This window comes from Microbacterium sp. PMB16, assembly GCF_051294855.1.
GTDB lineage: Bacteria > Actinomycetota > Actinomycetes > Actinomycetales > Microbacteriaceae > Microbacterium.
In genome coordinates, this window is the sequence record NZ_CP145908.1 from 3,027,077 (window position 1) to 3,051,542 (window position 24,466).

Here is a 24,466-nt window from a genome sequence, read left to right on the forward strand (position 1 = left end):
ACCCGCAGTAGTCGCGCGGCGCATAGGCTGATGCCATGTCAGCAGGCACCGGTAGCCCCCACATCTTCGGCCGACACCAGCCCGCTTCCCATGTGCTGATCCACGTCAGCGACCCGCATTTCCTCGCGGGCGGCGCACGGCTGGGAGAACGGTACGACGTCGAGGCGAACTTCGCCCGCACCCTCGAGGCCATCCGCACCGTGCATCCGAATCCGACCGCCATCGTGGTGACCGGCGACCTCGCCGATCTGGGCGAGCCCGACGCCTATCGGCGGTTGCGAACGGCCGTCGAGCCAGTGGCCGCCGAACTGGGGGCGCCGGTGATCTGGGTCGCGGGAAACCACGACGAGCGCCCCGCCCTGCGCCGAGATCTGCTGGATCTCGCTCCGACCGAAGAGCCTGTCACCGGGGTGTGGGATCTCGACGGGCTGCGCGTCGTCGCCTTGGACACCAGCGTTCCCGGCTGGCATCACGGCGATCTCGACGCGGGTCAGCTCTCATGGTTGGCAGGGGTCCTCGCCGAGCCGGCCCCGCATGGCACCCTGCTCGCCATGCACCATCCGCCGCTGCCGAGTCACGTGCCGCTGTTCGACATCCTCGAACTCCGCCATCAGGACGAACTCGCCGAGATCATCCGTGACACGGACGTCCGCGGCATCCTGGCCGGGCACCTGCACTACTCGTCGCACGGCACGTTCGCCGGCGTCCCGGTGAGCGTCTCGTCGGCCACCTGCTACACGATGAACGTCGCGCTCCCGGCCGCGGAGGTGAACGGGATGGATGCTGCGCAGGCATTCCAGCTCGTCCACGTGCATCCCGACACGATCACCCACACGGTCGTCCCGGTCGACGGGGCGGTGACGGGGGAGTACTTCTCCGAAGAATGGCTCGACCGCATGGCAGGTCTCTCTCCGGAAGGGCGTCTCGAAGCGTTCTCCCGCAAACCTCCACGCGGAGCCGCGTAGACTGGGAGCATCCCCCGCTTCTCACCCGCCACGACCCACAAGGATGTGACATGGCTTCTGCCGCGCCTGCCCTTACCCGCACCGAGTCCGATTCCCTCGGGAGCATGGAGATCCCCGTCGACGCGTACTGGGGCATCCACACTGCCCGCGCCGATGCGAACTTCCCCATCACCAAGCGTCCGATCTCGGTCTACCCCGACCTGGTGGTCGCGCTCGCGATGGTCAAGCAGGCCAGCGCTCGCGCGAACCGTGAGATCGGGGTGCTGGACCCGGAGCGTGCCGATCTGATCGATCGGGCCGCGCAGCGCGTCATCGACGGCGAGTTCCATGACCAGTTCACGGTGGGCGTCATCCAGGGTGGTGCCGGCACGTCGACCAACATGAACGCGAATGAGGTCATCACCAACATCGCGCTCGAGATGGCCGGACGGGAGAAGGGCGACTACGCCTTCCTGTCGCCCATCGACCACACCAACCGCAGCCAGTCGACGAACGACGTGTACCCGACCGCCGTCAAGATCGGCCTGTCGCTCACGCTCCGCTCGCTCCTCGAGGAGCTCGACCTGCTGCGCCTGTCGTTCCTCGGCAAGTCGCGCGAGTTCCATGACGTGCTGAAGGTCGGTCGCACGCAGCTGCAGGATGCGGTGCCGATGACTCTCGGCCAGGAATTCCACGGCTTCGCCTCGACGCTCGGGTTCGACCACACCCGGCTCACCGAGAACGCGTCATTGATGTTCGAGATCAACATGGGCGCCACGGCGATCGGCACCGGAATCACGACCCACGCGGACTACGCGCCGGCGGTGCTCAAGCACCTCCGCGCGATCACCGAGCTCGACCTGGTGACGTCGGCCGACCTCGTCGAGGCCACCAGCGACACCGGCTCCTTCATGTCGTTCTCGTCGACCCTCAAGCGCAACGCGATGAAGCTGTCGAAGATCTGCAACGATCTCCGACTGCTCTCCTCCGGGCCGCAGGCAGGCTTCGGTGAGATCAATCTGCCTGCCATGCAGGCCGGTTCCAGCATCATGCCGGGCAAGGTCAACCCGGTGATCCCGGAGGTCGTGAACCAGGTCGCCTTCGCCGTCGCCGGCGCCGACATGACGGTGACGATGGCGGCCGAGGCGGGCCAGCTCCAGCTCAACGCGTTCGAGCCCGTCATCGCGCACTCGATCTTCCAGTCGATCACCTGGATGCGTCAGGCGATGTGGACCCTGCGGGTCAACTGCGTCGACGGCATCACGGCGAACCGCGATCGCCTCGGGGCCATGGTCGGAGCATCCGTCGGCGTCATCACGGCGCTCACTCCGTTCATCGGCTACGCCGCTGCCGCCGCGCTCGCCAAGACCGCGTTGCTGACGAACCGCAACGTGGCCGACCTCGTCGTCGAGGCCGGGCTGATGTCGCGCGACGAAGTGATCAAGCAGCTCTCGCCGGCGCGACTCTCCGGCCTCGAGGCGATCACCGCCGCGATCCCGGTGATCACCCCCGAGGACCTCGTAGGGATCTGAGCCGCCTGCTGACAGCGCTCGAACGACGAAGGGGACGGATGCCGGCGGCATCCGTCCCCTTCTCGTTCGCGAGGTGCGTCGTCAGTCGTTGACGCGGCAGTAGGTGGTGAGTTCGCCCAGGCCGTCGATCCCGACGGTCACCGTCGAATGATCGCGGAGGAAGATCTGCGGATCGCGCGAGTAGCCGGCACCGCCGGGACTCCCGGTGGAGATCAGCGTGCCGGGCAGCAGCGTGACCGACTGCGAGAGGTGGGCGATCAGCTTCGCGACCGACCGCACCATCTGACCGGTGCTGGCATCCTGCACCGTGTTGCCGTCGACGACGGCCCAGATGTGCAGGTCCTGCGGGTCGGCGACCTCATCCGCGGTGACGGCGAAAGGTCCGGTGGGGGTGAATCCGTCGAAGGATTTGCAGCGGGACCACTGCGCCTCGGCGAACTGGATGTTGCGGGCAGTGATGTCGTTGACCACCGTGTAGCCCCAGACATGCGACAGCGCGTCGGCCTCGCTGACGTCCTTCGTCGGGGTGCCGATCAGCACGCCCAGTTCGGCCTCGTAGTCGACGGCTTCACTGAGAGCACGACTCCACGAGGTGATCTGTTCGTGCCCGCTCAGCGAGTTCGGCCAGAGGGTGAACACCGTCGGCGCAGCGTCGGTCTTGAGTCCGAGCTCGCTGGAGTGTGCGGCGTAGTTGAGTCCGACGGCCAGCACGGCCGGGGGAGCGAGGACCGCGGAATCGAACGTCCAGTCGCCGAGCGGATGCCGGGGGGCCGAACCGTCCGCGAGTGCCGCGCGGAGTTCGTCGAGCACGCCGTCTCCTCTCTCGATCAGCTTCTGCAGAGTGGCAGGAGCATCGTTGAGGAGGTCAGAGACGAGGATGGCGTCCGAATCCTGGATCACGGCGAGAACCGCGACGGAGGAGTCCGGACGGCGCAGATGAGCGAACCGCATGCTTCTACGCTACCCGGTGGTGGAGGATCGCCGTGTGGAGGAGTCCGCCATAAGGAGGTGATCCCGCTTGTGACCCATATGCTTTGGCTATGAGTTTCGGAGGACCTCCCCAGCCGCCCCAGCCGCAGCAGCCGACGCCCTACACCCCTCCCTCGCAGCAGTCGCCGCCGCCGCAGTACTCGGCACCGCAGTATTCTCGCTCGCCGTACACGCCGGCGCAGTTCTCGCAGCAGCCGACATACGCCTCGGCGCTGGCGCAGCCGACCCCTTACACGCCGCCGGCGCCGGTCGCCCCCTCGCCTGCGGCATCCCTTCCCGCGCTGCCCGTGCCGACGAAGAAGGGGCGTTCGGTCTCGCTCTGGCTGTTCGGCTTCCTGGGCTTCCTGCTTCTCGCGCTGATCGGCTACTTCGGCTGGGCTCTGGGCCCGCTGGCCTCCGTGATCGGTCTCGTGCTCGCGCTCATCCCGCTCACGATCGTCTTCCTCGGCGTCCGCATGATCGACCGGTGGGAACCCGAGCCGAAGCGCCTCGTCGTCTTCGCCATCGCCTGGGGTGCCATCGCGGCGATCGGGCTCACCCTCCTCGTCGACATCGGCTTGACGCTGCTGCTCGGCGTGCGCACCGACGAGTTCTCCGCGGTCGTCCAGGCGCCGATCGTCGAGGAGTTCTGGAAGGGCCTCGGCGTCTTCCTGGTCTTCCTGATGGCTCGACGCGCGTTCGACGGTCCGGTCGACGGTGTCGTCTACGGTGCGCTGGTGGGTGCCGGCTTCGCGTTCACCGAGAACATCCAGTACTTCGCGATCAGCCTCATCGAGGGAGGCGGCGAACAGCTCACCGTGACCTTCGTGGTGCGGGCGCTGCTCTCGCCCTTCGCGCACGCCATGTTCACGTCGTTGACCGGCTTCGCGATCGGGCTCGCGGCTCGCCGTCACGCATCGGCGGGCACGGCACTCGGCGCGGGTCTCCTCGGCATGCTGGGAGCGATCCTGCTGCACGGGCTGTGGAACGGCTCGGCGACGTTCGCCGACTTCTTCGGGCTGTACTTCACGCTGCAGGTGCCGCTCTTCGTCGGGTTCATCATCGGCATCATCGCGCTGCGCCGCGAGGAATCGCGTCTCACGAAGGCGCGGCTCGGCGACTACGCGGCGGCCGGATGGTTCACTCCCGAGGAGGTCACGATGCTGGCGACGCCGGCGGGCCGCAAGGTGGGTCTCACCTGGGCGCGACAGCTGCGAGGTGATCGGCGCCCTCTGATGCGGGAGTTCATCAAGGACGCCACCTCGCTGGCGTCGGTGCGACAGCGAGCGATCACCGGTCGCGACCCGCTCGCGGCCGATGACGAGCGTGCGCTGCTCATCCGCACGCGGGCGACGCGGGCAGCCCTGCTGGCCTACTGAGCTCGGCACCGGCGTACGCTTTCCCGCGACAGAGAGGTGGCTCGCCGGTGAGCACTTTCGTATTGATCCACGGAGGCGGGGACGTCGGGTGGTCGTGGCACCTGGTCGCGGCAGTCTTGCAATCGCACGGGCATGAGGTCGTCGCGCCTGACCTCCCCGCAGACGACGACGCGCTCACGCTCGTGGACTACGCGGATGCCGTCGTGGCGGACATCGGCCTGCGGCGCGGCGTGATCGTGGTCGGGCACTCATTCGGGGGCTTCACGGCGCCGCTCGTCGCCGAGCGTCTCGGCGCGGACATCCTGGTGCTGCTGGCCGGAATGATCCCGGTTCCGGGAGAACCACCCGAGCGATGGTGGGAGAGCACGGGCTACGCCGCGGCGGTGGAGGAGCAGTCTGCGCGCGACGGCGGGCTGACCGGACACGAGGATCCGTACGTGAGTTTCTACCACGACGTCCCGCGAGAACTGGCCGCCGACGCTCTGAGTCGGGAGCGTGCGCACCCGTCGGCCGCCGCGATGGCGGCACCATGGCCCCTCGACGCCTGGCCCGACGTGTCGACGAGGTTCATCGTGTGCACAGAAGATCGCTTCTTCCCGCCGAGCTTTCTCCGTCGCCTCGCGAGCGAACGTCTCGGGATCGTCGCGGACGAGGTCGCCGGGAGCCATTGCGCAATGCTCAGTCGCCCCGCTGACATCGCGACCTTGCTGCTGCGTTACGCGGAAGAGCAAGGATAACGACCTGCCGAAAGCAAGACTCAGCGCCCGGTGCTGCGGCGATGCCTGCTAGTCTCCCGGGCGCTGAGTTGGTCTGTAAACAGGGTGCACCCGCCCTCGCGGAGTGTCAAGGGCTTGTTCTGTGCGGGAGGAGCCGATGACCGCTCAGACGCCTCCGACGATCACGTCGAGTGTGACTCCTGCGCAGGCGACGCGGGGGAGATCGGCCAGTCGGCTTCCACGCACCGAGTCGCCGGGAGCGCAGCGGGGATCGGTCGAGACAACCACCCGGCCCACGCTGTTCGTGAGCGTCACCTCGGAGCCGAGCCCTGCCAACCGGGGGGTCAGTTCGCGCTCCACCGATGCGACGAGAAGGTCGAGACCGGCGACCCCGATCCGCTCGCCGTCGACAGCGGCGGGGACGGCGATCGTCATCGTGTAGTCGTCGCTGCAGAGATAGTCGACGTACGGCCCGGCGACGTGGGGCTCGCCGGTGGCCATCGGCACGCGGAACCACTCGAGCGCGCTGTAGTCGATGTTCTCCTTGTTGACCGATTGCGCGGCCAGGACCAGCTGTCTGCGGTCCTCACCCTGCCACCACGCGAGGTGGCTGTGGGCGTCGGCGAGCAGATCGATGGCCGCGATGAACCCGGCGCCGTACACCGGTACCGCGCCGAGGCCCAGCATGGTCAGGGCGTGCGGCTCGACGAGCGCGTCGAGTCCGGCGCTGGTGAGCGGGCCGGCGCGTCTGGCCTCGGCAACCTGCTCGGCGAACGGCGACACCCAGTCGCGCAGACTGCGGATCGGGGCAGCGAAATACTCCTCGACGATCGTCACGGCGTTGCGAGTCGCCATGTCGGTTCCCGTTTTCATGCTGTTCCTCCTGTACGTGTCTATGTCGTTCCACTTGGGCGCTCGGCCTGAGGTGGCAACTGCAGCTGGATGAGCGCGTCGATGGTCTCGGCGACCATGGTCTCGGTGCGGGCGCCGGCAGCATCGGCGTCCGCCGCTTCGACCGCATCGATGACCGCGCCGAGCTGCGCGGCCTGTCGATGGCGATCCTCGATCGTGTGGGCGACGAGGCGCAGAAACGGAGAGAATTCGGCCTGCAGCTTCATCTGCTCCCGGGTCAGGCGGGCAGACTGGCTGAGCGCGACGATCTCGATCTGCACGTCGTCGAGCAGGCGTCGCTGCGCATCGCCGTCGAGTCCGTCCAGCCGCTCCATGCGTCGGCGCACCTGCTGCGCTTCGGAAGGGTCGGCGCGGCGCGCTGCAAGGCGCACGGAGGCGCTCGTGATCGCGGCGTAGTGCGCCCCGAGGTCGCGCAGGGCGACCCGCGAGGTCTTGCCGACGGCCTCTCGGGCGTACGACAGCGGATCCGCATGATCCGCGACGAAACTGCCACCGTTTCGTCCTCTTCGGGTGATGACGAGACCACGCCCGCGGAGGGCGAGGAGCGCCTCGCGCACCGTCACCGGGGCGACACCGAGGCTCTTCGCGAGATCCGCCTCGGAGGGCAGCCGCTCGCCGGCGCGCAGGTGACCGCGAGTGATCGCATCGACCAGCCGGCGCTCCACCAGCTCGGCGCGCCCCTCGTCGCCGATCGGCCGGAACATCACTCCCTGCAGACGATGCGGCTGCCGCGATTCCGCGGTTTTCGACGATGGCGGCGTGCGGGAATCGGCGGCCTGATGAGAGGTCGATATCGATTCCATGCTTCGATTCTCGCACCACGGTCCTCAGTCCCGGCAAGCATCGGCGCCCCCGAGCGCGACCGATGATGGTTGGATGGAGACATGACTGATCGCACAAAGCCCGAGTTCGACGCACCCTCCGGCCCCGCTCCCACGGAGCTCGTCATCCGCGACCTCATCGAAGGCGACGGCACCGAGGCGAAGCCCGGAGACACCGTGACGGTGCACTACGCGGGGGTCGAGTTCGACTCCGGCGAGGAGTTCGACTCCTCGTGGGGGCGTGGCGAGACCATCCAGTTCCCGCTCCGCGGCCTGATCCAGGGGTGGCAGGACGGCATCCCCGGCATGAAGGTCGGCGGACGACGTGAGCTGGTCATCCCGCCGCACCTCGCATACGGCCCCGTCGGCGGAGGTCACTTCCTCTCCGGCAAGACACTGATCTTCATCATCGATCTCGTCGCCGTCGGCTGAGCCCACCACTCGTCGTGAGAGCGCCTCGTCCCTTCGCGGGGGCGAGGCGCTTCGTCGTCCTCGGCGTCAATCTTCATGCAGGGGAATATATGTCGGTGAATGTAAGTTGGAACGTGTGATGCCGCGAACGCGGCCCCTGTCCCTCGCCGCAGCAGCGGCTGATCTCTCCAGAGGAGAAACCATGACCAGCATCGACATTCCCGGCTACCGCGCAGGCACCTGGGTGCTCGACCCCTCGCACAGTGAGGTCACCTTCAGCGTCCGTCACATGATGATCTCGAAGGTCCGCGGCACGTTCGGGGTCAAGAGCGCCACCCTGATCGCCCCGGAGAACCCGCTGGAGGCCAAGGTCGAGGCAACCGTCGACGTGACGTCGATCGACACGAAGGACGAAGGCCGCGACGCGCACCTCCGCTCGGGTGACTTCTTCGACACCGAGAACTTCCCGACGATGGAGTTCGTCTCCACTGGCGCACGTGCGGAGGATGGCGAGCTCTTCGTCGACGGCGACCTGACGATCCGCGGCATCACCAAGCCGGTCAGCTTCGAGCTCGACTTCGGCGGCTTCGGCAGCGACCCGTGGGGCAACTACAAGGCAGGCGCGTCGGCGAAGACCGTCATCAACCGCGAGGACTTCGGTCTCACCTGGAACGCCGCACTCGAGACCGGTGGCGTGCTGGTCGGCAAGGACGTCATGATCAGCCTCGACCTGCAGGGTGCTCTGCAGCAGGACTGACCGGATCGCAGTTTCTTCGGACCCCGGGCCCCTCAGGGCTCGGGGTTCTCTGCGTCGTAGTCGTGGAACCGGCGGTTCCGGCGCGCGAGCAGCGCGACCAGGGCGATCACCAGGAGTCCGCCCAGCAGGGGAGGGAACCAGAGTGTCGTCAGGGTGGCGAGCGTGCCGGCGTACAGCGCCCCCACGCGGGGTCCGCCGGTGACGACGACGACGAAGATGCCCTGGAGCCGCCCGCGCATGGTGTCGGGAACCGCCGCCTGCATCATCGTGTTGCGGTAGATCGAGCTCACGTTGTCGGAGGCTCCCGAGAGAGCGAGGGCCACGCATGCCGCGATGATCAGACCGATGCTGGGGTCGCGTTCGGTCGCGGCCCCCGTGAAGGCTCCGACGAGGAGCACGATGCCGAACAGCAGGATCGATGCGCCGTACGCCTCCACCGCTCGCTCGATGCCGCGGCCGTGCCAGCGGTAGTGCACGACGCGGCCGGAGAACAGGCTGGACGTGAATGTCCCCACGGCGACGGCCGCGGTCAGGATGCCGGTCGTCACTGCTCCGCCGCCGAGCAGGACGGTTCCGAGGGCAGGAAAGAGCACGAGCGGCTGCCCGAAGGTCATCGCGATGATGTCGATGATGTACTGCATCCGGATGTTGCCCGCACGGTGCAGGAACCGCCACCCGTCGACCAGGGACGCGAGCCCAGGACGCACGATCTCTCCCTCCGGTCGCAAAGCCGGGAGGGTCCACAGGCCGAGGAACATCGACAGCATCAGCACGACGTCGATCGTGTACGTCCAGCCGTAGCCGGTGAGCGCCACGAGGATGCCGGCCAGGGCCGGTCCTGCCATCACGGTGACACCGAACGCCACCCCGTTCAGGGCAGATGCCGCGGCGAGCATGTCACGCGGGATGAGACGCGGGACGATCGCGGTGCGGGTGGCCATGCCGACCGAGTTCGCCGCGGAGTTGATGATGCTCAGCGCGTACAGCCACCAGATGGTCTCGTTGCCGGTCCAGGTGAGCGCTGCGAGCAGGGCGGTGGAGGCGAAGGTGATCGTCGCCGCGATCAGCGCGACGCGTCGGCGGTCGAACGCATCCGCGAGCATTCCTCCGTAGAGGCCGGCGAGGATCATCGGGGCGAGCCCGGCGACGGCGATCATCGAGACGGCGAAGGTGCTCTGCGTCAGGACGAAGACGTGCAGCATCACCGTGACGATCGTCAGCTGGCCGCCGATCCCCGCGAGTGTCGAGCCAATCCACATGCGTGCGAAGGCCGGGCTGCTCTTGAGCGGGGTGAGATCGATCAGGTGACCGCGCGTCGCGCTCACTCGAAGGCCCACATCTGCACCTCTCGAGCGTAGCCGAGCGGTGCCGGAGGGGGCTCGATGCGCGTGTCGCTCAGGGGAGCTGTCGGCTGGTAGACTCTTCAGGTTGCCGTTTGATCGGCCGCGGATAAAGAGAGCCCTCGCATCAGGCGTCGGGCGCCGCGCAACGAACTGAAAGGGGATCCCATCTATGCCACTCGAGTCTGACGCCAAGAAGGCGATCATGGAAGAGTACGCGACGCACCCCGGTGACACCGGATCCCCCGAGGTGCAGGTCGCGATGCTGACGCAGCGCATCAAGGACCTCACCGAACACCTCAAGGAGCACAAGCACGACCACCACTCGCGTCGTGGTCTGTTCCTCATGGTGGGTCAGCGCCGTCGTCTGCTCGGCTACCTCCAGGACATCGACATCGAGCGTTACCGTTCGCTGATCGAGCGTCTCGGACTCCGCCGCTAAGGCAGAGCGCCCCAGCGTACTTATCGCGCAGAACATTCTTGAGAAGGCCGCCCCACGGTGTGGGGCGGCCTTCGTCGTGTTCGGGCGGGGTTGACCTTCCGGCAGGTTTCCATTAGGAAAGTAGTTGAGCTTTCCATCTGGAAAGAGGAATGTCGAGGTCGTCGTGGAGCACAGGCCGATGCACGGTGTCGAACCTTTGGAGCCGCCGTCTCCCGAAGTGGCGCGCCTCTACCTCGACGAGGCCGAGGCCGTCGAGCAGCGCCGTGAGCGACGGATCGACCGGCGCGCTGTCGCGTGGCAGACGATCCTCGCGGCGGCGGTGACCTCGGTCGTCGTGACCGCATACATCTTCGTCTTCAGGGCGGACTCGTCCGCCATTCAGCCCCTGCTGTTCCTGCTCATCATCATGAGTCAGATCAGCGCGGGGATGGGCGAACGTCATGGTCTGCTATGGCGCACTCCGCGATCCAAGAGCTGGTACACCGTCTTCACGGTGGCGCTCGCCGTCGCCGTGATCGGCTCGTTCTTCTTCATCCTGCTAACGCCGGATCACGGGCCGTTCTGGTTCTCCTGGGTGCCGGGCGCCATCTTCCTGATCGGCTTCGGCGGGCTGGGGCTGGTCCAGCTCTGGAAGGCGCGAGGGAGCGAACGGGCGGTTCGTGAATCGCGGGAGCCGCTCCCGCTCGCGACGCGGATCACCACGGCCGTCCTGGGGGTGTTCCTGGGAGCTGCCACGCTGTCGATCGGCATCCGGGGCGACCTCATCACGTCGCTCGTGATGCTCGTCCTGATGCTGATCGTCGTCGGCTGGTTGTTCGCGTGGATGACGGATGCCGGCCCGGCCGCCCTCGGCAGGTATTGGCGCTGGCCCCAGTTCGGCGCCTACGGCGTGAGTATGGCGGCGATCATCTGGCTGAGCCTGCGATCCGCGTATGGGGATGAGGTGGCGCTACCGGTGAAGCTGGGCGTCGGCGCGCTGGTCGCACTGCTGATGATCGGATCTGCCCTGCTGCCGGAGCAGAAGCACGTGCCCGCTGCGAATGAGGCACGCTGATGGAGCAGGCGCGATGACCGACGCTGCGGCAGGCTCCCGGCGACCGCACCCCAGAACACGCCTGGACGACAACTTCTCCACGCCGATCCGGTTCTCGCTGATGGCGTCGCTCGCGGAGGGGATCGAACTCGACTTCGCCACGCTCGCCGACATCCTGCAGGCCAACGACTCTGCGCTCAGCAAGGCCATCTCACATCTGCAGGACGCCGGTTACGTGACGGGCCGCAAGGGCTACCTGGGGTCGCGCCCTCGCACGTGGGTGCGTTCGACCACGGCAGGGCTCGACGCCTTCTCCGGGCACCTGCGCGCCCTGCGGGAGATCGTCGAGCTGGGCGGCCAGCAGATGCCGTGACCCCTCAGGCCGGGGTCGCCCTCAGGCGGAGGCGTTCACCAGATCGGGGTGGTGGATGGCGGCCACGTCGGGGTGTGCGCGCAGACGCGACTTGAGGGCGTTCTCGCCGTACAGCGCGTGGATCGGGTTGCTCGGATCCGCGGTCACTCCCTTCGCCTCCGCGGCGAGTTCGGCGGGCAGCTCGATCAGCGGGAGACGCTTGTCGAGAGCCGGGTTGAAGAAGAACGGGATCGAGATGCGGTCGTTCGGAGCCTGCGGCGAGACGACGCGGTGATTGGTCGCCTTGAGGTAGCCGCCGGTCGCGTACTCCAGGAGCTCTCCGATGTTCACGACGAACGCGCCCGGCACCGGAGGCGCGTCGACCCACGCTCCATCGCGCTCGACCTGGAGGCCGCCCTTGCCTGGCTCGACCCAGAGCAGGGTCAGCACGCCGGAATCCTTGTGCGCTCCGACGCCCTGCTGCGGTTCCGGATCGTGGGTGCCGGGATAGCGGACGATCTTGATGAGGGTCGACGGCTCACCGAAGTGGTCGTCGAAGTACGTCTCGCCGGCTCCGAGCGTCTGGGCCCACTCGCGCAGAAGGCGTCGGGACACGTCCGAGAGAGTGGCGTGCCACTCGGCGACCACGTCCTGCAGCTCCGGCTGGGCGGCCGGCCACAGGTTCGGCCCGATCAGGCGGTTGAAGGCGGGGCCGTCGTCGACCGGTTCGCGCTCGGGCCCGATGTCGATCTGCTCGCGCCAGTCGACCTTCCCCTGCGTCCGCTCGCCGCCGATCCGGGTGTAGCCGCGGAAGTGCGGGCTGTTGACGTTCTCGATCGCGAGCTTGTCCGCCTCGGGCAACGCGAAGAAGTCGAGGGCGGCCTGGTGCAGTCGCGCCTCCAGCTCGGGGGAGATGCCCGTGCCGGTGAGGTAGAAGAAGCCGACGTCGTGCGTTGCGGCCCGCAGCTCGTCGCGGAATCGCGCAGCGGCTTCGGGTCCTTCGTCGAGCTGGGAGAAGTCGAGGATCGGGAGCGAGAGTTCAGCCATGGACCGAGGCTACGTCGGCGATTCGCGTTCGAGGGCGAGTGTTGCGTCGCGTTACCGGACGTGAGCGACGGGACGCGATGGTTCTGCGTCGCTGCGTGCCGGTGCTAAAGTCTCGTGGGTAAGGGATGCCTTACCTCAATCTTTCCAGAGAGATCTTCCGTGCTCCCCACTTTCCTCATCGGTCTCCGCGAGGGCCTCGAAGCGGCGCTGGTCGTCGGCATCCTCGTCGCCTACCTTCGACGGCTGGGACGGCGTGATGCACTGCCGAAGCTGTGGATCGGCGTGGGACTGGCAGTCGCTCTCGCCCTGAGCATCGGTGCCGTCCTGACCTTCGGCGCATACGCCCTGACCTTCCAGGCGCAGGAGCTGCTCGGCGGCGGCATGTCCCTGCTCGCGGTCGCGATGGTGACCTGGATGATCTTCTGGATGCAGCGAGCCGGACGCACGATGAAGGCGACTCTGGAGGGCGACCTGGAGCGAGCGCTCACGGTCGGCGGGATCTGGGCGCTGGTCCTCGTCGGCTTCGTGTCGGTCGCGCGGGAGGGCGTGGAGACCACCCTGCTGCTCTGGGCGATGGTGCAGGACTTCGGCGGCGCACCGACCGACCTGCTCGGCGCGCTGCTGGGAATCGTGGTCGCCGTCGTGATCGGGTGGTTGCTCTCGCGGGGTGCGGTGAAGCTCGACCTGCGACGCTTCTTCGCCTGGACGGGCGGCTTCCTCGTCGTCGTGGCCGCCGGCGTGCTCGCCTACGCGGTCATGGATCTGCAGGAGGCAGCCGCCCTTCCGGGGCCGTTCACCGCCGCCGCGCCCGTCGATGCCGTCACCGGGGGCGTGGCCCACGGGTGGGCGGGCTTCCCGTTCGGCTGGGCGTTCGACGTCTCCGGGGCGATCGCACCGGGCGGACCGCCGGCCGTGATCCTGCAGGCCACTGTCGGCTTCATGCCTGCGATGACCTGGCTGCAGGTGATCGCCTGGACTCTCTACATCGTGATCGTCGGATCCCTCTACATCCGTGGCCTTCGTACGAAACGTCCGTCCGCGCCGCGCGCGCAGGCCGCCGCCAGCGACGAAACTCCCTCTCTCTCACAACAAGGAGCAGCATGACCACGTCTCACCGGTTCCTCGGGGCACTCGCCGCCGCCGGCGCCGCAGCCCTCGTCCTGAGCGGCTGCGTCGCCAAGAGCGATGTCGCCGCGGCCGACGCCTTCGATGTCTCGTCCACCGACAGCGACTGTGCAGTCTCCGCCGCGACCGCGAAGAGCGGGACGCTGACCTTCCAGGTCACCAACGACACCGACCAGGTCTCGGAGTTCTACCTGCTGGCCGAAGACGGGCTCCGCATCGTCGGCGAGGTCGAGAACATCGCTCCCGCAGCATCGCGCACCCTCACGGTCGTCGCTCAGCCGGGCGACTACTTCACCCTCTGCAAGCCGGGCATGATCGGCGACGGCGTCGGCAAGGCCGCGTTCACGGTCACCGGCGACCGCGTCGCGGTCGAAGGCCCCGATGCCGAGCAGAAGCAGAAGGCGGTCGACCTCTACGCCGCGTTCGTGAAGGACCAGGTCGGCCAGCTCGTCCCGGCCGTCGAAGACTTCGTCGCGGCCTACGAGTCGGGCGACGACGCGAAGGCCCGAGAGCTCTTCCCGCTCACCCGCGCCTACTACGAGCGGATCGAGCCGGTCGCCGAGGCTCTCGGCGACCTCGACCCGCGCATCGACTACCGCGAGGTCGACGCCGTGGCGGAAGGCCTGGACTGGACCGGATTCCACCGCATCGAGAAGGACCTGTGGGTCCCCGCGGCCGACGCGCTCAACGCCGATGGCGAGACCCCGGCCCGTCAGGACTGGGCACCGTCGACGCCCGAGGAGCGGGCCGACTTCGGCGATCTGCTGCTGGCCGACGTGCAGGAGCTCTACGACTACGTGCACTCGGACGACTTCACGACGTCGCTGGACGACCAGGGCATCGGAGGCATCTCGAACGGCGCGATCGCTCTGCTCGACGAGGTCGCCACCGGGAAGATCTCCGGCGAGGAGGACTGGTGGTCGGGCACCGACCTCTACGACTTCGCTGCGAACGTCGAGGGATCGAAGATGGCGTTCTCGCTGGTGCAGGACTTCGCCGCGGCGCAGGGCGAGGACGGCAAGACACTCGTCGGCGAGATCGAGGCCGGGTACACCGCCCTCGAGGAGTCGCTCGCGGCACACGGGTCACTGACCGACGGCTTCGTCGGCTACTCGAAGCTCACGGACGCGAACAAGCGCGAGTTCACCGACCTCATCAACGCCCTCGCCGAGCCGCTCTCGCAGCTCACCGGCACTGTGCTCGAGTGATCAGCCTCATCGGCTGAAGAGATACGATCGCGCCGTGGAAGAACGAGAACGGGATGCCGTGCCGGAGCCGTCGCCTGAGGGTGGCGCTCCGGCGGCAGCATCCGCACCGTCCGGTCTGAGTAGACGAGGTCTCCTCGGTCTCGCGATCGGCGGCGGTGTCGCCGGCCTCGCCGTCGGCGTCGGATCCGGCCTCGCCGGTGGAGTCGCGATAGGCCGCGCCAGGGCGAACGAGGACAGCCGCATCGCCTACGACTTCTTCGGAGCGCACCAGGCGGGCATCACGACGCCCGTGCAGGACCACCTGCACTTCGCGTCGTTCGACATGATGCCGCGCACCGACCGCGACGACCTCGTCACGCTCCTGCAGGACTGGACCTACGCGGCGTCCCGCATGGTCCAGGGCCTCGAGGTGAGTGCGACGGGCGCTGTGGGAGGCGCGGCGGAAGAACCTCCGGACGACACGGGGGAGGCGCAGGGGCTCCCGGCCGCCGGCCTCACGATCACCTTCGGATTCGGTCCAGGGCTGTTCGAGAACGAAGACGGGGACCGCTACGGGATCGCCGCGCGGCGTCCGGCAGGACTGGAGCGGCTTCCGGCATTCCTCGGTGATGATCTCGATCCGGAGGCCTCGCACGGCGACCTCTGCATCCAGGCGTGCGCCGATGATCCCCAGGTCGCTGTTCACGCCATCCGCAATCTGAGCCGCATCGCGTTCGGCCGCGCGCGGCTGCGCTGGTCGCAGCTCGGCTTCGGCAAGACCTCGCGCACGACGGCAGCGCAGGCGACGCCGCGCAACCTCTTCGGGTTCAAAGACGGGACGGCGAACATCCTCTCCGACGACGCCGAGGCGCTGAAGGAACATGTCTGGGTCGGGGCGTCCGACGAACCCGCATGGATGGCGGGCGGCTCGTACCTCGTCGCCAGGAAGATCGCGATGCTGATCGAGACGTGGGATCGTGTCCGGCTCTCCGAGCAGGACACGATCATCGGCCGAGACAAGGGCGAGGGCGCTCCGCTGTCCGGCGGCTCCGAGTTCACGGAACCCGACTTCAAGGGTGCGTCGATCGACGCGAACGCGCACGTCCGGCTCGCGCACGCGGAGCAGAACGAGGGCATCCGCATCCTTCGTCGCGGCTACAACTACGTCGACGGCAACAACAACCTCGGGCGACTGGACGCCGGACTGTTCTTCCTGTCGTACCAGCGGGATCCTGAGCAGTTCATCGCGCTGCAGCGGCGCCTGTCGACCGATCTCCTGAACGAGTACATCCGGCACGTGGGATCGGGGATCTGGGCGATTCCGGCCGGCGCGACGGCCGGGTCGTTCATCGGCGCGGAGTTGTTCGCCTGATCAGCGGAGTCGTTCGCCTGATCAGTCGTCGAGCGACGAGGCGACGAAGGCCGCCAGGGCGTCTGCACCGAAGTGGTCGTCGGCCGTGATGGTCACGACCGTGTCGCCTCCGAAAATCACGAGCTGCCCGTGGGCGCCATGCAGCCGCCAGGCGCGCCCAGGACCGTCCCACCCGGCCAGGGCGTAGCGCTCGTAGCCCGGGCTTTCGCCGCTCACGACCCAGTCGGTGTGCATCCCGTCGATCCACCGGGTCGACACCAACTGGTCGTGGCCCGACCAGCCGCGATCACGGACGAGACGCCCGATGCGGGCCATCTCCTCGGTGCGCAGCGGCAGCCCGCCGCCGGCGATGATCCGTCCGTTCGGGCAGCGGTCCCAGGCGACATCTTCGATGCCGAGCGGCGTGAACAGGCGGGGACGGAGAAAGTCGAGCACGTCGCCGACGCGTTCGGAGAGCACGCGCATCGCGGTGTACGTGCTGGCGTTCGAGTACTGGAACGCGCGGCCCGCGGTGGGTCGCGCCAGGAACTCGAGCGACAGGTCCGGCCAGTCCGTCATCATCGTGTCGGACCAGGGCAGATCGATGCCGCTCGACATCGTCAGCAGGTGGCGGAGCGTGACGTGCTCGACACCGGGGCCGAGACGGGCGTCCGCCAGATACGTACCCACCGGGACGTCGAAGTCGACCAGGGCCTCGTCGGCGGCGATGCCGGCCGCCAGCACGCAGACCGCCTTCGCGACGGAGTGGACGTCTTCACGCACATCGGCGGTCCAGCGGTGCTCTGCGGTGTCGTCGCCGCTCAGGACGTGCAGTCCGTGGGCGCCGAATCCCGATGCCTCGACCTCCGTGATGATGCGATCGCGGATGGTCAGTGCGCGGGACATCTGTTCAGGCTATCGCGGCCTGCGGGAGCCGGTCGGGTCGTTCCTGCGCCCCTTGCGCGCCGCGAGCTCAGGGTCGACGAAGAGCCACTTCGGACGCGGTTCGACGAGCGGTCGGAACAGCCAGCGCACCGGCTTCGTGGCCAGTGCGAGCGCGACCACCACGGACAGGAGGGTCACCAGAGGCAGCCAGATCCAGGTCGGCTCGAGGTCGCGCAGCGCGCCGGACTCGCGGAACGGGTACAGCACGAACGAATGCAGCAGGAAGACGTACATCGTGTACTGGCCGAAATGAGTCCACCAATACGTCCGGCGAGGGATGAGCGCGAAGAAGGCGGCGCAGAGCACGACGGCCAGGAGCATCAGCGCGAAACGGAGGCCGCCGGCCCACCACTCCTCTCCGCCGAGGTCGGCGTACGAGTCCTCGTAGAACAGCCAGCGGCGCAGGTCGATGGTCTGCCAGACCGGGAGCCAGTTCCAGGCGGCCCACCCGGTGGCGGCGAGTACGGCGAGCGCTGCGCCGCGCACCCACCACGGCCGGAAGTCGAGCAGACGGAACTTCGCGACGATGTCGTGTTCCCGGAGCCACCATCCCAGGGCGAAGAACGGGAGCAGTCCGAGGGTGCGGGAGAGCGAGAAGGTGCTGTCGACGTTGGGCAGGTATCCGACGCCGATGGAGATCACGACCGTCCACAGGAGCGGCCAGCGCAGCAGGGCCAGGTAGGGGAGGACCAGCCGGAAGATCCCGAGTGCGAGCAGGAACCACAGGGTCCACGAGGGCTTCGTGATGTTCGGGTTCGCCTGCCCCTCGACGAGCCACTTCGTGAGTGTCCACAGGACCTCGAAGATCACATAGGGCACGAGGATGTCGGTGATCACGCGGGCCATCTGCGTCTTGGTCGGCGATCCCGACTTGGAGAAGTAGCCCGAGATGATCGCGAACGCCGGCATGTGGAAGGCATAGAGGGCGAGGTAGAACGCGAAGGCGATGTCCGAGTCGTAGCTGAGTCGCTGGATGGCGTGGCCCAGCACGACCATGACGATGCACGCGTAGCGCGCGTTGTCCCAGAACGGGACGCGGCGCCGAGGCCTGGGGATCGGCCCGGTCGCGGGGTCCGTGGGGGCCGCTCCTGCGTTGCTCATCATCCGAGGCTACCGTCGGGAATAAAGTTGCTGGCAACGCGTTGACTCATATACATTCAAGTGAATAGAAACGGATGCCGGAGCATCCGCTTTCGGAGAGCATGGAGCAATCATGAGCGAGCAGTCAGGCGCACAGGCGATGCAGTTCGGCATCATGTCGGTCAGCGACATCACCCGCGATCCCACCACGGGCATCACGCCCAGCGAGCAGGAGCGGATCAAGGCGACGCTGACCATCGCGAAGCACGCAGAAGAGGTCGGTCTCGACGTCTTCGCGATCGGCGAGCACCACAACCCGCCGTTCTGGTCGTCCAGTCCCAGCACCTTCCTGGCCGCTCTGGCTGCACAGACCGAGCGCCTCATCGTGTCGACCTCGACCACGCTGATCACGACCAACGACCCCGTGCGCATCGCCGAGGAGTACGCGATGCTGCAGCACGTGTCCGACGGTCGCATGGACCTCATGCTCGGCCGCGGCAACACCGGACCGGTCTACCCGTGGTTCGGGCAGGACATCCGCCAGGGGCTGCCGCTCGCGATCGAGAACTATGCACTGCTGCACAAGCTGTGGCGCGAGGATGTCGTCGACTTCGAGGGCAAGTTCCGCACGCCGCTGCAGGGGTTCACCTCCACGCCGCGCCCGCTCGACGGCATCGCGCCGTTCGTCTGGCACGGCTCGATCCGCACGCCCGAGATCGCGGAGCAGGCCGCCTACTACGGCGACGGCTTCTTCGCGAACAACATCTTCTGGCCGAAGGAGCACTACCAGCGCCTCATCGAGCTCTACCGCCAGCGCTACGCGCACTACGGGCACGGAACGCCCGAGCAGGCGATCGTCGGTCTCGGCGGCCAGGTTTTCATGGCGGCGAACTCGCAGGACGCGGCGAACCAGTTCCGCCCGTACTTCGACAACGCTCCGGTGTACGGCCACGGTCCGAGCATGGAGGACTTCACCGAGATGACTCCGCTCACCGTCGGCTCGCCGCAGCAGGTCATCGATCGGTACGCCGCGATGCGCGAGCACTACGGCGACTACCAGCGTCAGCTGTTCCTGATCGACCACGCCGGTCTGCCGCTGAAGGTCGTGCTCGAGCAGCTCGACATCCTCGGTGCCGAGGTCGTGCCGGTGCTCCGCAAGGAGCTGGCACAGGGGCGTCCCGCCTCCGTGCCGGATGCCCCCACTCACGCCGCACGCGTGACGGCCGAGTTCGGTGACGGGCCCACCCGCCAGGCGCGACCGGGTGCGAACCGCGGCGACAACCTCACGGGCGATTCGCCCTACCAGGACACTCCGGCGCCGTCCGGGGCATCGTTCGGCCTCAGCCGGAAGGGAGCCTGAGATGACCATGCGTCGGATCGCCGTCGTGTCCGCCGGGCTCTCGAACCCGTCCTCGACGCGCATGCTGGCCGACCGCCTCGCGGCTGAGACGGTGAAGGCGCTTCGGGATCACGAGATCGATGCCAGCGTCGACGTGATCGAGCTGCGCGACTACGCGCACGACATCACCAACAACCTGCTCACCGGCTTCGCGCCGCCCGCTCTGGAGACGGCGATCAACACCGTCGTCTCGGCCGACGCGCTGATCGCGGTGACACCGATCTTCTCGACGAGCTATTCGGGCCTGTTCAAGTCGTTCATCGACGTGCTCGACCCCGATGCGCTCACCGGGAAGCCGGTACTCATCGGCGCGAACGCGGGGACGGCGCGGCATTCCCTGGCGATCGACTACGCGATCCGCCCGCTGTTCGCGTACCTGCACGCCGAGCCTGTCTCGACGGGCGTGTTCGCGGCGTCCAGCGATTGGGGCGGCGCCGGGGACGACGTCGCGCCGCTCGCCAAGCGGGTCGAGAAGGGCGCGAAGGAGCTCGCGCAGGCGATCGCGCGGCGTGACGCCGCTACCGCCTCCGACCCGTTCGACCCGGCGACCTATCTCGGCGAGGGCCGGTCGTTCGGCCACCTTCTCGGTGGCCTCGCGGGGGAGTGAGCCCAGTTCCGGCTTTCGCGCCCGATCAGGCGAGGGCGTCGAGTCCGGCGACCGTCTTCACGACCGCGTCGGCGAGCTCGGCGCCCTTGACGGAGAAGTGACGGCGGAAGTACTCGCGGTGCTCCTCATGCTCGTGGAAGTTGTGCGGCGTGAGAACCGCCGAGAACACGGGCACGTCGGTCTCCAGCTGCACGCGCATCAGCGCGTCGACGACCGTGGACGCCACGAAGTCATGGCGGTAGATGCCGCCGTCGACGACGAGCGCGCAGGTGGCGATGGCATCGACTCGACCGCTGCGGGCGAGCCGCTGCACGTGCAGCGGGATCTCGAAGGCACCGGGTACCCGGAAGATGCTGACGTCGTCGAAGCCGAGTGACGCGAGCCTTCCGACGAAGGAATCGACAGCCTGGTCGACGATCTCGGCGTGCCACTGCGCGGCGACGATGGCGATTCTGGGCATGATGACTGCTCCCTCTCGTCCTCTTCCATCCGGACTGTGACCGTCGGCCCCGGAATCGCACCGGGTCTGCAGACTCCACCGTGGAGTCCGCTCGCGGGCTCACACGGCCTTGCCGTGATACCGCCGGTGGGGAATCGCACCCCGCCCTGAGGACATTCGGCACGAGGCTATCACCGCCGATAGCGGAATGTCCGAGGGGGGTCGTAGCGTGGCGTCATGTCTTCGATCACCTCGTTCGATGCCCTTCGTGACCGTCTGAGCGGTTCGCTGCTCCTCCCTGGCGATGCCGAATTCGACGCCGCCCGCCAGCCGTGGAACCTGGCGATCGAGCAGCGCCCCCTCGCCGTCGTCGCCCCGGCAGATGTCGCCGATCTGCGCATGCTGCTCGACGCCGCTCGCACTTCGGGCTTCCGGCTCGCCGTGCAGCCCAGCGGACACGGAGCGTCGAGTGATCTGGACGGCGCCGTGATCGTGCGCATGTCGGCGTTCGACGAGCTCGACGTCGATGTGGATGCCGGCATTCTCCGAGTGGGGAGCGGTGTGCGGTGGGGCGCGGTCGTCGACGCCCTCGAAGGCACCGGATGGGCCGCTCCGGCCGGTACGAGTCCGGTCGTCAGCGTCGCCGGATACACCCTGGGTGGCGGGCACTCGTGGTTCAGCCGCACGGCGGGCCTCGGCTCCGACAACCTGCGGGCCGCTTGGGTGCTGCGACCCGACGGCACGCACGGGCGCGTCGACGACGCCGGCGATCCCGAGTCGATGTGGGCCCTCCGCGGCGCGGGCGGCATCGTGGGTATCGTCACCGCTCTCGAACTCGACCTCGTCCGCACGCCGGCGCTGTGGGGCACGAGTCTCACCTTCGACGTGGCGGACGCCGCCGCGGTGATCCGCGCCGTGCGCGACCTCGCGGCAGATGCCCCCGCGTCACTCAACGTGTTCATGAACTCGATGCGCATGCCCGACGTTCCGCAGCTTCCCGAGGCGATCAGAGGTCGCAGCTTCCTCGACGTGCAGGCGCTCTCGGTCGACGGTTCCGCGGACGACCTCATCGATCGGGTCCGCCGCGCCGGCACGGTGCTGCGCGAGGTGTCGGGTCCGACATCGCCGGCCGCCCTCGTCGCGGCCTCCACCGAGCCCACCGATCCGACACCGGGCCGCGGGGCTTCGGTGGCTCTCTCCACGCTGGACGATGCCACGATCGATGCCCTGGTCGCGTTCCGTGAACTCCCCGAGCAGGCCTCGATCATGGGCATCGACATCCGCATGCTCGGTGGCGCGCTCGATGCGCCGCGACGTCGCGGTCTCGCATCCCTCGAGTCCGTCGGCTGGCTGTTGCATGCGCTCGCACCGCTCTTTCCCGGCGCGCCTGTGGAACCAGGAGATGCGAGCCTGGCCGGATTCCGTGAGCTCCTGGCGCACGCCGAGGCCGATCGCATCGTGCCGACCTTCCTCGGGCCCGGTCAGACGCTCGAACGCTCCGGCACGCCGGCCGATCTCGACAGGCTGCGCGCCCTCCGGGCCGCTGCCGATCCGCAGGGACTGCTGCACGAAGCGCGGCTGCCGCGCTGAGCGTCAGACCGTGTCACCACCGCCGCGATTCCAGCGGTACTCCGTCTCGGGGCGTCCCCGCGTGCCGTAGCGGGCCGAACGGACGATGACCCCTTCGGCGGTGAGGTGCTCCAGGTAGCGCCGAACCGCGACGCGTGACATGCCGAGTCGCTCGGCTGCCTCGCTCGCCGAGAGCGGGCCGACAGCACGAAGAGCTGCGGTGACCTTCTCCAGCGAACCTGCCGACAGCCCCTTCGGAAGGGCGATCGCGCCGGTCGCACGACCCAGAAGCGCGTCGATCTCCGCCTGCGTCGCCGCGCCATCGGTGGTCCGGGCCTGGTCGTGATGAGCACGGTACTGCTCCATCCGCTCCGCGAACACCGCGAACGCGAAAGGCTTGACCAGATACTGGAAGACGCCGAGCGCCGCCATCTGCCGGACGGTGTCGGCGTCGCGAACGCCGGTGATCGCGATCACATCGACGGACGCCGATCGTGCGCGCAGGGCACGGAGAACGTCGATCCCTGACCCATCCGGCATCGTGATGTCGAGCAGGACGAGGTCGAGAGCCGCCCCGCCTTCGCGATCGAGGACGGCGCTCACAGCGGCCCTGGCGCCGCTGCATTCGCCGGCGACCACGAACCCGTCCAGGCGCGCCACGTAGTCGCGGTGGAGTTCCAGCGTCAGTGCATCGTCGTCGACCAGCAGGACCCGGATCATGATCCCTGCCTTCGGGAGCCGGCGGCCGCGGGGAGGACGACCCGGAACGTCGTCGGGTCGTCACTCAGACTGACCTCTCCGCCCGCGCCGGTCACCACCGAACGTACGAGGGCGAGACCGATGCCCCGGCCCTGGGCGCCGGCCGGTTTGGTCGAGAAACCCTGTTCGAAGATCTGCTCCCGCAATGCGGCGGGCACACCGGGCCCGCTGTCCGAGACTTCGAGCACGACTCCGCCACCGGCCGCGGTGGTCAGAGAGACCTCCACCCAGCGGTCATCGGAATCGGCCGCGGCATCCATCGCGTTGTCCACGAGGTTGCCGAGCACCGACACGCTGTCGACCGTGGACAGCGGAGAGCGAGGAGTGTCCGGATCGAGCCGCAGGCGCCAGTCGATGCCACGCTCCTTCGCCTGGGATGCCTTCCCCAGCAGCAGTGCTCCGACCGCGGGATCGCCGTGGCGTCGGGCCGTGACCTGATCGACGAGCGACTGACTCTGCCGTGAGGTCTCGGTGAGGATCTCGATGGCTTCATCGCGCCGCCCGAGCTCGAGCAGGGCGACGGCGGTGTGCATCCGGTTCCCGTGTTCGTGGGTCTGCGCGCGCAGCGCCTCGCCCAGAGTGCGGATGGACTCGTACGACGACACCGCATCGCGCACCTGTCCCGGAGGAAGGTCGCCCGCAATGCGTCGCGTGACCCGCCGCGCGATCAGCGCGCCACCGGCGCCCAGCGCGATCAGCCCCGCCGTGATCCCGAGGGAGAGAGGGAGCCGGCGGACCAGCGTCTCGGTGATCGACTCGGTCGTGACGCCCGCCGCCACCCAGCCGATCAGCGCATCGTCCGTGTCGAGCACCGGCACGATCGTCCGCACGGACGGCCCGAGGGTGCCGGTGAACTCCTCGGTGATCATCCGCGGTGCTGCGGGGATCGTTCCCAGGTACTGTCCACCGATCTGCTCAGGGTCGGGATGGGTCACGCGTACGCCCGCCGCGGTCATGACGGTGATGAAGTCGAGCCCGGCGTCGTCGACGACGTCGGTGGCATACGGCTCGAGCAGTCGCGTGGCGCTCTCTTCATCGCCGGCGCTCAGCGAGGAGACCACATCCGGCGACGACGCGAGCGCGATCGCCGTGGCCGCCGTCACCCGCTCGGCCTCCGCACGGATGGCGCGCTGCGCCTCGACGACGAGGTACACGGCCACCAGCGCACCGATGACGACGGCGGCGACGAGCAGCACGGCGAAGACGCGGGAGGCGGCGCTGCGACTGCCGGGGGCATGTGCCATCTCGTCCCTCCGGTCGTCGGCGCTCGGTAGTGACCAATACGACCACAAATCGCGTCGCGGTGCCTAGTCGGCGACGGTGAATGTGATCGGCGACGCGGAAGCCGCC

At 68.2% G+C, this 24,466-nt stretch carries 25 protein-coding genes and 1 riboswitch; of the genes, 15 read left to right on the forward strand and 10 right to left on the reverse strand.

Annotation, left to right across the window (positions count from 1 at the left end; translation table 11 throughout):
* Nucleotides 1-35 precede the first annotated feature (35 nt).
* Both V5D55_RS14430 and V5D55_RS14435 read left to right on the forward strand, forming a co-directional pair.
* A complete protein-coding gene (locus V5D55_RS14430) occupies nt 36-965 on the forward strand; it encodes a metallophosphoesterase (protein WP_435744201.1) in 930 nt (309 codons plus the stop codon).
* 50 nt (nt 966-1,015) lie between these two features.
* A complete protein-coding gene (locus V5D55_RS14435) occupies nt 1,016-2,476 on the forward strand; it encodes an aspartate ammonia-lyase (RefSeq protein WP_435744203.1) in 1,461 nt (486 codons plus the stop codon).
* An 81-nt stretch (nt 2,477-2,557) separates the two neighbouring features.
* On the opposite strand, the gene V5D55_RS14440 is transcribed toward V5D55_RS14435, so the two are convergent.
* On the reverse strand, nt 2,558-3,427 hold the full coding sequence (locus tag V5D55_RS14440) for a fumarylacetoacetate hydrolase family protein (protein WP_435744205.1): 870 nt from the start codon (nt 3,425-3,427) through the stop codon (nt 2,558-2,560).
* A gap of 89 nt (nt 3,428-3,516) precedes the next feature.
* Here V5D55_RS14440 and V5D55_RS14445 point away from each other — a divergent pair, with 89 nt between their 5' ends.
* Both V5D55_RS14445 and V5D55_RS14450 read left to right on the forward strand, forming a co-directional pair.
* Nucleotides 3,517-4,824, forward strand: coding sequence for a PrsW family intramembrane metalloprotease (locus V5D55_RS14445; protein WP_435744207.1), 1,308 nt, complete (start codon nt 3,517-3,519; stop codon nt 4,822-4,824).
* 47 nt (nt 4,825-4,871) lie between these two features.
* Entirely contained in the window at nt 4,872-5,561 is a 690-nt protein-coding gene (locus tag V5D55_RS14450) for an alpha/beta fold hydrolase (RefSeq protein ID WP_435744210.1), read from the forward strand.
* A gap of 144 nt (nt 5,562-5,705) precedes the next feature.
* On the opposite strand, the gene V5D55_RS14455 is transcribed toward V5D55_RS14450, so the two are convergent.
* Entirely contained in the window at nt 5,706-6,413 is a 708-nt protein-coding gene (locus tag V5D55_RS14455; RefSeq protein ID WP_435744212.1) for a cache domain-containing protein, read from the reverse strand.
* A gap of 20 nt (nt 6,414-6,433) precedes the next feature.
* Nucleotides 6,434-7,156, reverse strand: a complete 723-nt coding sequence (locus V5D55_RS14460) for a FadR/GntR family transcriptional regulator (RefSeq protein ID WP_435744214.1) — start codon at nt 7,154-7,156, stop codon at nt 6,434-6,436.
* 180 nt (nt 7,157-7,336) lie between these two features.
* On the opposite strand from V5D55_RS14460, the gene V5D55_RS14465 reads away from it, so the two are divergent.
* Nucleotides 7,337-7,705, forward strand: coding sequence for an FKBP-type peptidyl-prolyl cis-trans isomerase (locus tag V5D55_RS14465; RefSeq protein WP_435744216.1), 369 nt, complete (start codon nt 7,337-7,339; stop codon nt 7,703-7,705).
* Between the two features lie 181 nt (nt 7,706-7,886).
* Entirely contained in the window at nt 7,887-8,441 is a 555-nt protein-coding gene (locus V5D55_RS14470) for a YceI family protein (RefSeq protein WP_435744218.1), read from the forward strand.
* Between the two features lie 32 nt (nt 8,442-8,473).
* Here V5D55_RS14470 and V5D55_RS14475 read toward each other — a convergent pair whose 3' ends face one another.
* Entirely contained in the window at nt 8,474-9,766 is a 1,293-nt protein-coding gene (locus V5D55_RS14475) for an MFS transporter (protein ID WP_435744220.1), read from the reverse strand.
* A gap of 187 nt (nt 9,767-9,953) precedes the next feature.
* Between V5D55_RS14475 and rpsO the strand changes: the two genes are divergently transcribed.
* The 3 genes from rpsO (at nt 9,954) to V5D55_RS14490 (ending at nt 11,629) form a co-directional block, all read left to right on the forward strand.
* Complete coding sequence (rpsO, locus tag V5D55_RS14480; protein ID WP_046014407.1) at nt 9,954-10,223, forward strand: 30S ribosomal protein S15; 270 nt, start codon at nt 9,954-9,956, stop codon at nt 10,221-10,223.
* Nucleotides 10,224-10,440: 217 nt separating this feature from the next.
* The gene (locus V5D55_RS14485) at nt 10,441-11,277 is read left to right on the forward strand and encodes a hypothetical protein (protein WP_435744222.1); all 837 of its coding nucleotides are present in this window, start codon (nt 10,441-10,443) and stop codon (nt 11,275-11,277) included.
* Between the two features lie 13 nt (nt 11,278-11,290).
* Nucleotides 11,291-11,629: a winged helix-turn-helix domain-containing protein gene (locus V5D55_RS14490; RefSeq protein ID WP_435744224.1), complete on the forward strand. Its 339-nt coding sequence runs from the start codon at nt 11,291-11,293 to the stop codon at nt 11,627-11,629.
* Between the two features lie 21 nt (nt 11,630-11,650).
* On the opposite strand, the gene V5D55_RS14495 is transcribed toward V5D55_RS14490, so the two are convergent.
* Nucleotides 11,651-12,655 carry an isopenicillin N synthase family dioxygenase gene (locus V5D55_RS14495; RefSeq protein WP_435744226.1) on the reverse strand — a complete coding sequence of 335 codons (1,005 nt, stop codon included), beginning with the start codon at nt 12,653-12,655 and terminating at the stop codon, nt 11,651-11,653.
* Nucleotides 12,656-12,814: 159 nt separating this feature from the next.
* Here V5D55_RS14495 and efeU point away from each other — a divergent pair, with 159 nt between their 5' ends.
* From efeU to efeB, 3 genes are read left to right on the forward strand one after another with little or no spacing between them, the layout of a single operon-like run.
* Nucleotides 12,815-13,759, forward strand: a complete 945-nt coding sequence (efeU, locus tag V5D55_RS14500) for an iron uptake transporter permease EfeU (protein ID WP_435744229.1) — start codon at nt 12,815-12,817, stop codon at nt 13,757-13,759.
* Nucleotides 13,756-14,988, forward strand: coding sequence for an iron uptake system protein EfeO (efeO, locus tag V5D55_RS14505; RefSeq protein ID WP_435744231.1), 1,233 nt, complete (start codon nt 13,756-13,758; stop codon nt 14,986-14,988). Before efeU ends, efeO begins: the two co-directional genes overlap by 4 nt.
* Before the next feature lie 58 nt (nt 14,989-15,046).
* On the forward strand, nt 15,047-16,339 hold the full coding sequence (gene efeB / locus V5D55_RS14510) for an iron uptake transporter deferrochelatase/peroxidase subunit (RefSeq protein ID WP_435749317.1): 1,293 nt from the start codon (nt 15,047-15,049) through the stop codon (nt 16,337-16,339).
* 21 nt (nt 16,340-16,360) lie between these two features.
* Here efeB and V5D55_RS14515 read toward each other — a convergent pair whose 3' ends face one another.
* Nucleotides 16,361-17,224 (reverse strand): serine hydrolase domain-containing protein, encoded by an 864-nt coding sequence (locus V5D55_RS14515; protein WP_435744233.1) that lies wholly within the window; start codon nt 17,222-17,224, stop codon nt 16,361-16,363.
* Nucleotides 17,225-17,233: 9 nt separating this feature from the next.
* Complete coding sequence (locus V5D55_RS14520) at nt 17,234-18,364, reverse strand: acyltransferase family protein (RefSeq protein ID WP_435744235.1); 1,131 nt, start codon at nt 18,362-18,364, stop codon at nt 17,234-17,236.
* A gap of 112 nt (nt 18,365-18,476) precedes the next feature.
* On the opposite strand from V5D55_RS14520, the gene V5D55_RS14525 reads away from it, so the two are divergent.
* Nucleotides 18,477-19,703 carry an LLM class flavin-dependent oxidoreductase gene (locus V5D55_RS14525; RefSeq protein WP_435744238.1) on the forward strand — a complete coding sequence of 409 codons (1,227 nt, stop codon included), beginning with the start codon at nt 18,477-18,479 and terminating at the stop codon, nt 19,701-19,703.
* A gap of 1 nt (nt 19,704) precedes the next feature.
* Nucleotides 19,705-20,349 (forward strand): FMN reductase, encoded by a 645-nt coding sequence (locus tag V5D55_RS14530; RefSeq protein ID WP_435744241.1) that lies wholly within the window; start codon nt 19,705-19,707, stop codon nt 20,347-20,349.
* A gap of 25 nt (nt 20,350-20,374) precedes the next feature.
* Here V5D55_RS14530 and V5D55_RS14535 read toward each other — a convergent pair whose 3' ends face one another.
* Nucleotides 20,375-20,809, reverse strand: a complete 435-nt coding sequence (locus V5D55_RS14535) for a 6,7-dimethyl-8-ribityllumazine synthase (protein ID WP_435744244.1) — start codon at nt 20,807-20,809, stop codon at nt 20,375-20,377.
* 13 nt (nt 20,810-20,822) lie between these two features.
* A riboswitch (FMN riboswitch) is annotated at nt 20,823-20,967 on the reverse strand.
* 58 nt (nt 20,968-21,025) lie between these two features.
* Between V5D55_RS14535 and V5D55_RS14540 the strand changes: the two genes are divergently transcribed.
* A complete protein-coding gene (locus V5D55_RS14540) occupies nt 21,026-22,378 on the forward strand; it encodes an FAD-binding oxidoreductase (protein WP_435744247.1) in 1,353 nt (450 codons plus the stop codon).
* A 3-nt stretch (nt 22,379-22,381) separates the two neighbouring features.
* Here V5D55_RS14540 and V5D55_RS14545 read toward each other — a convergent pair whose 3' ends face one another.
* On the reverse strand, nt 22,382-23,077 hold the full coding sequence (locus V5D55_RS14545; protein WP_435744249.1) for a response regulator: 696 nt from the start codon (nt 23,075-23,077) through the stop codon (nt 22,382-22,384).
* Nucleotides 23,074-24,360: an ATP-binding protein gene (locus V5D55_RS14550; protein ID WP_435744251.1), complete on the reverse strand. Its 1,287-nt coding sequence runs from the start codon at nt 24,358-24,360 to the stop codon at nt 23,074-23,076. The genes V5D55_RS14545 and V5D55_RS14550 overlap by 4 nt, the downstream gene beginning before the upstream one ends.
* Between the last annotated feature and the right edge of the window lie 106 nt (nt 24,361-24,466).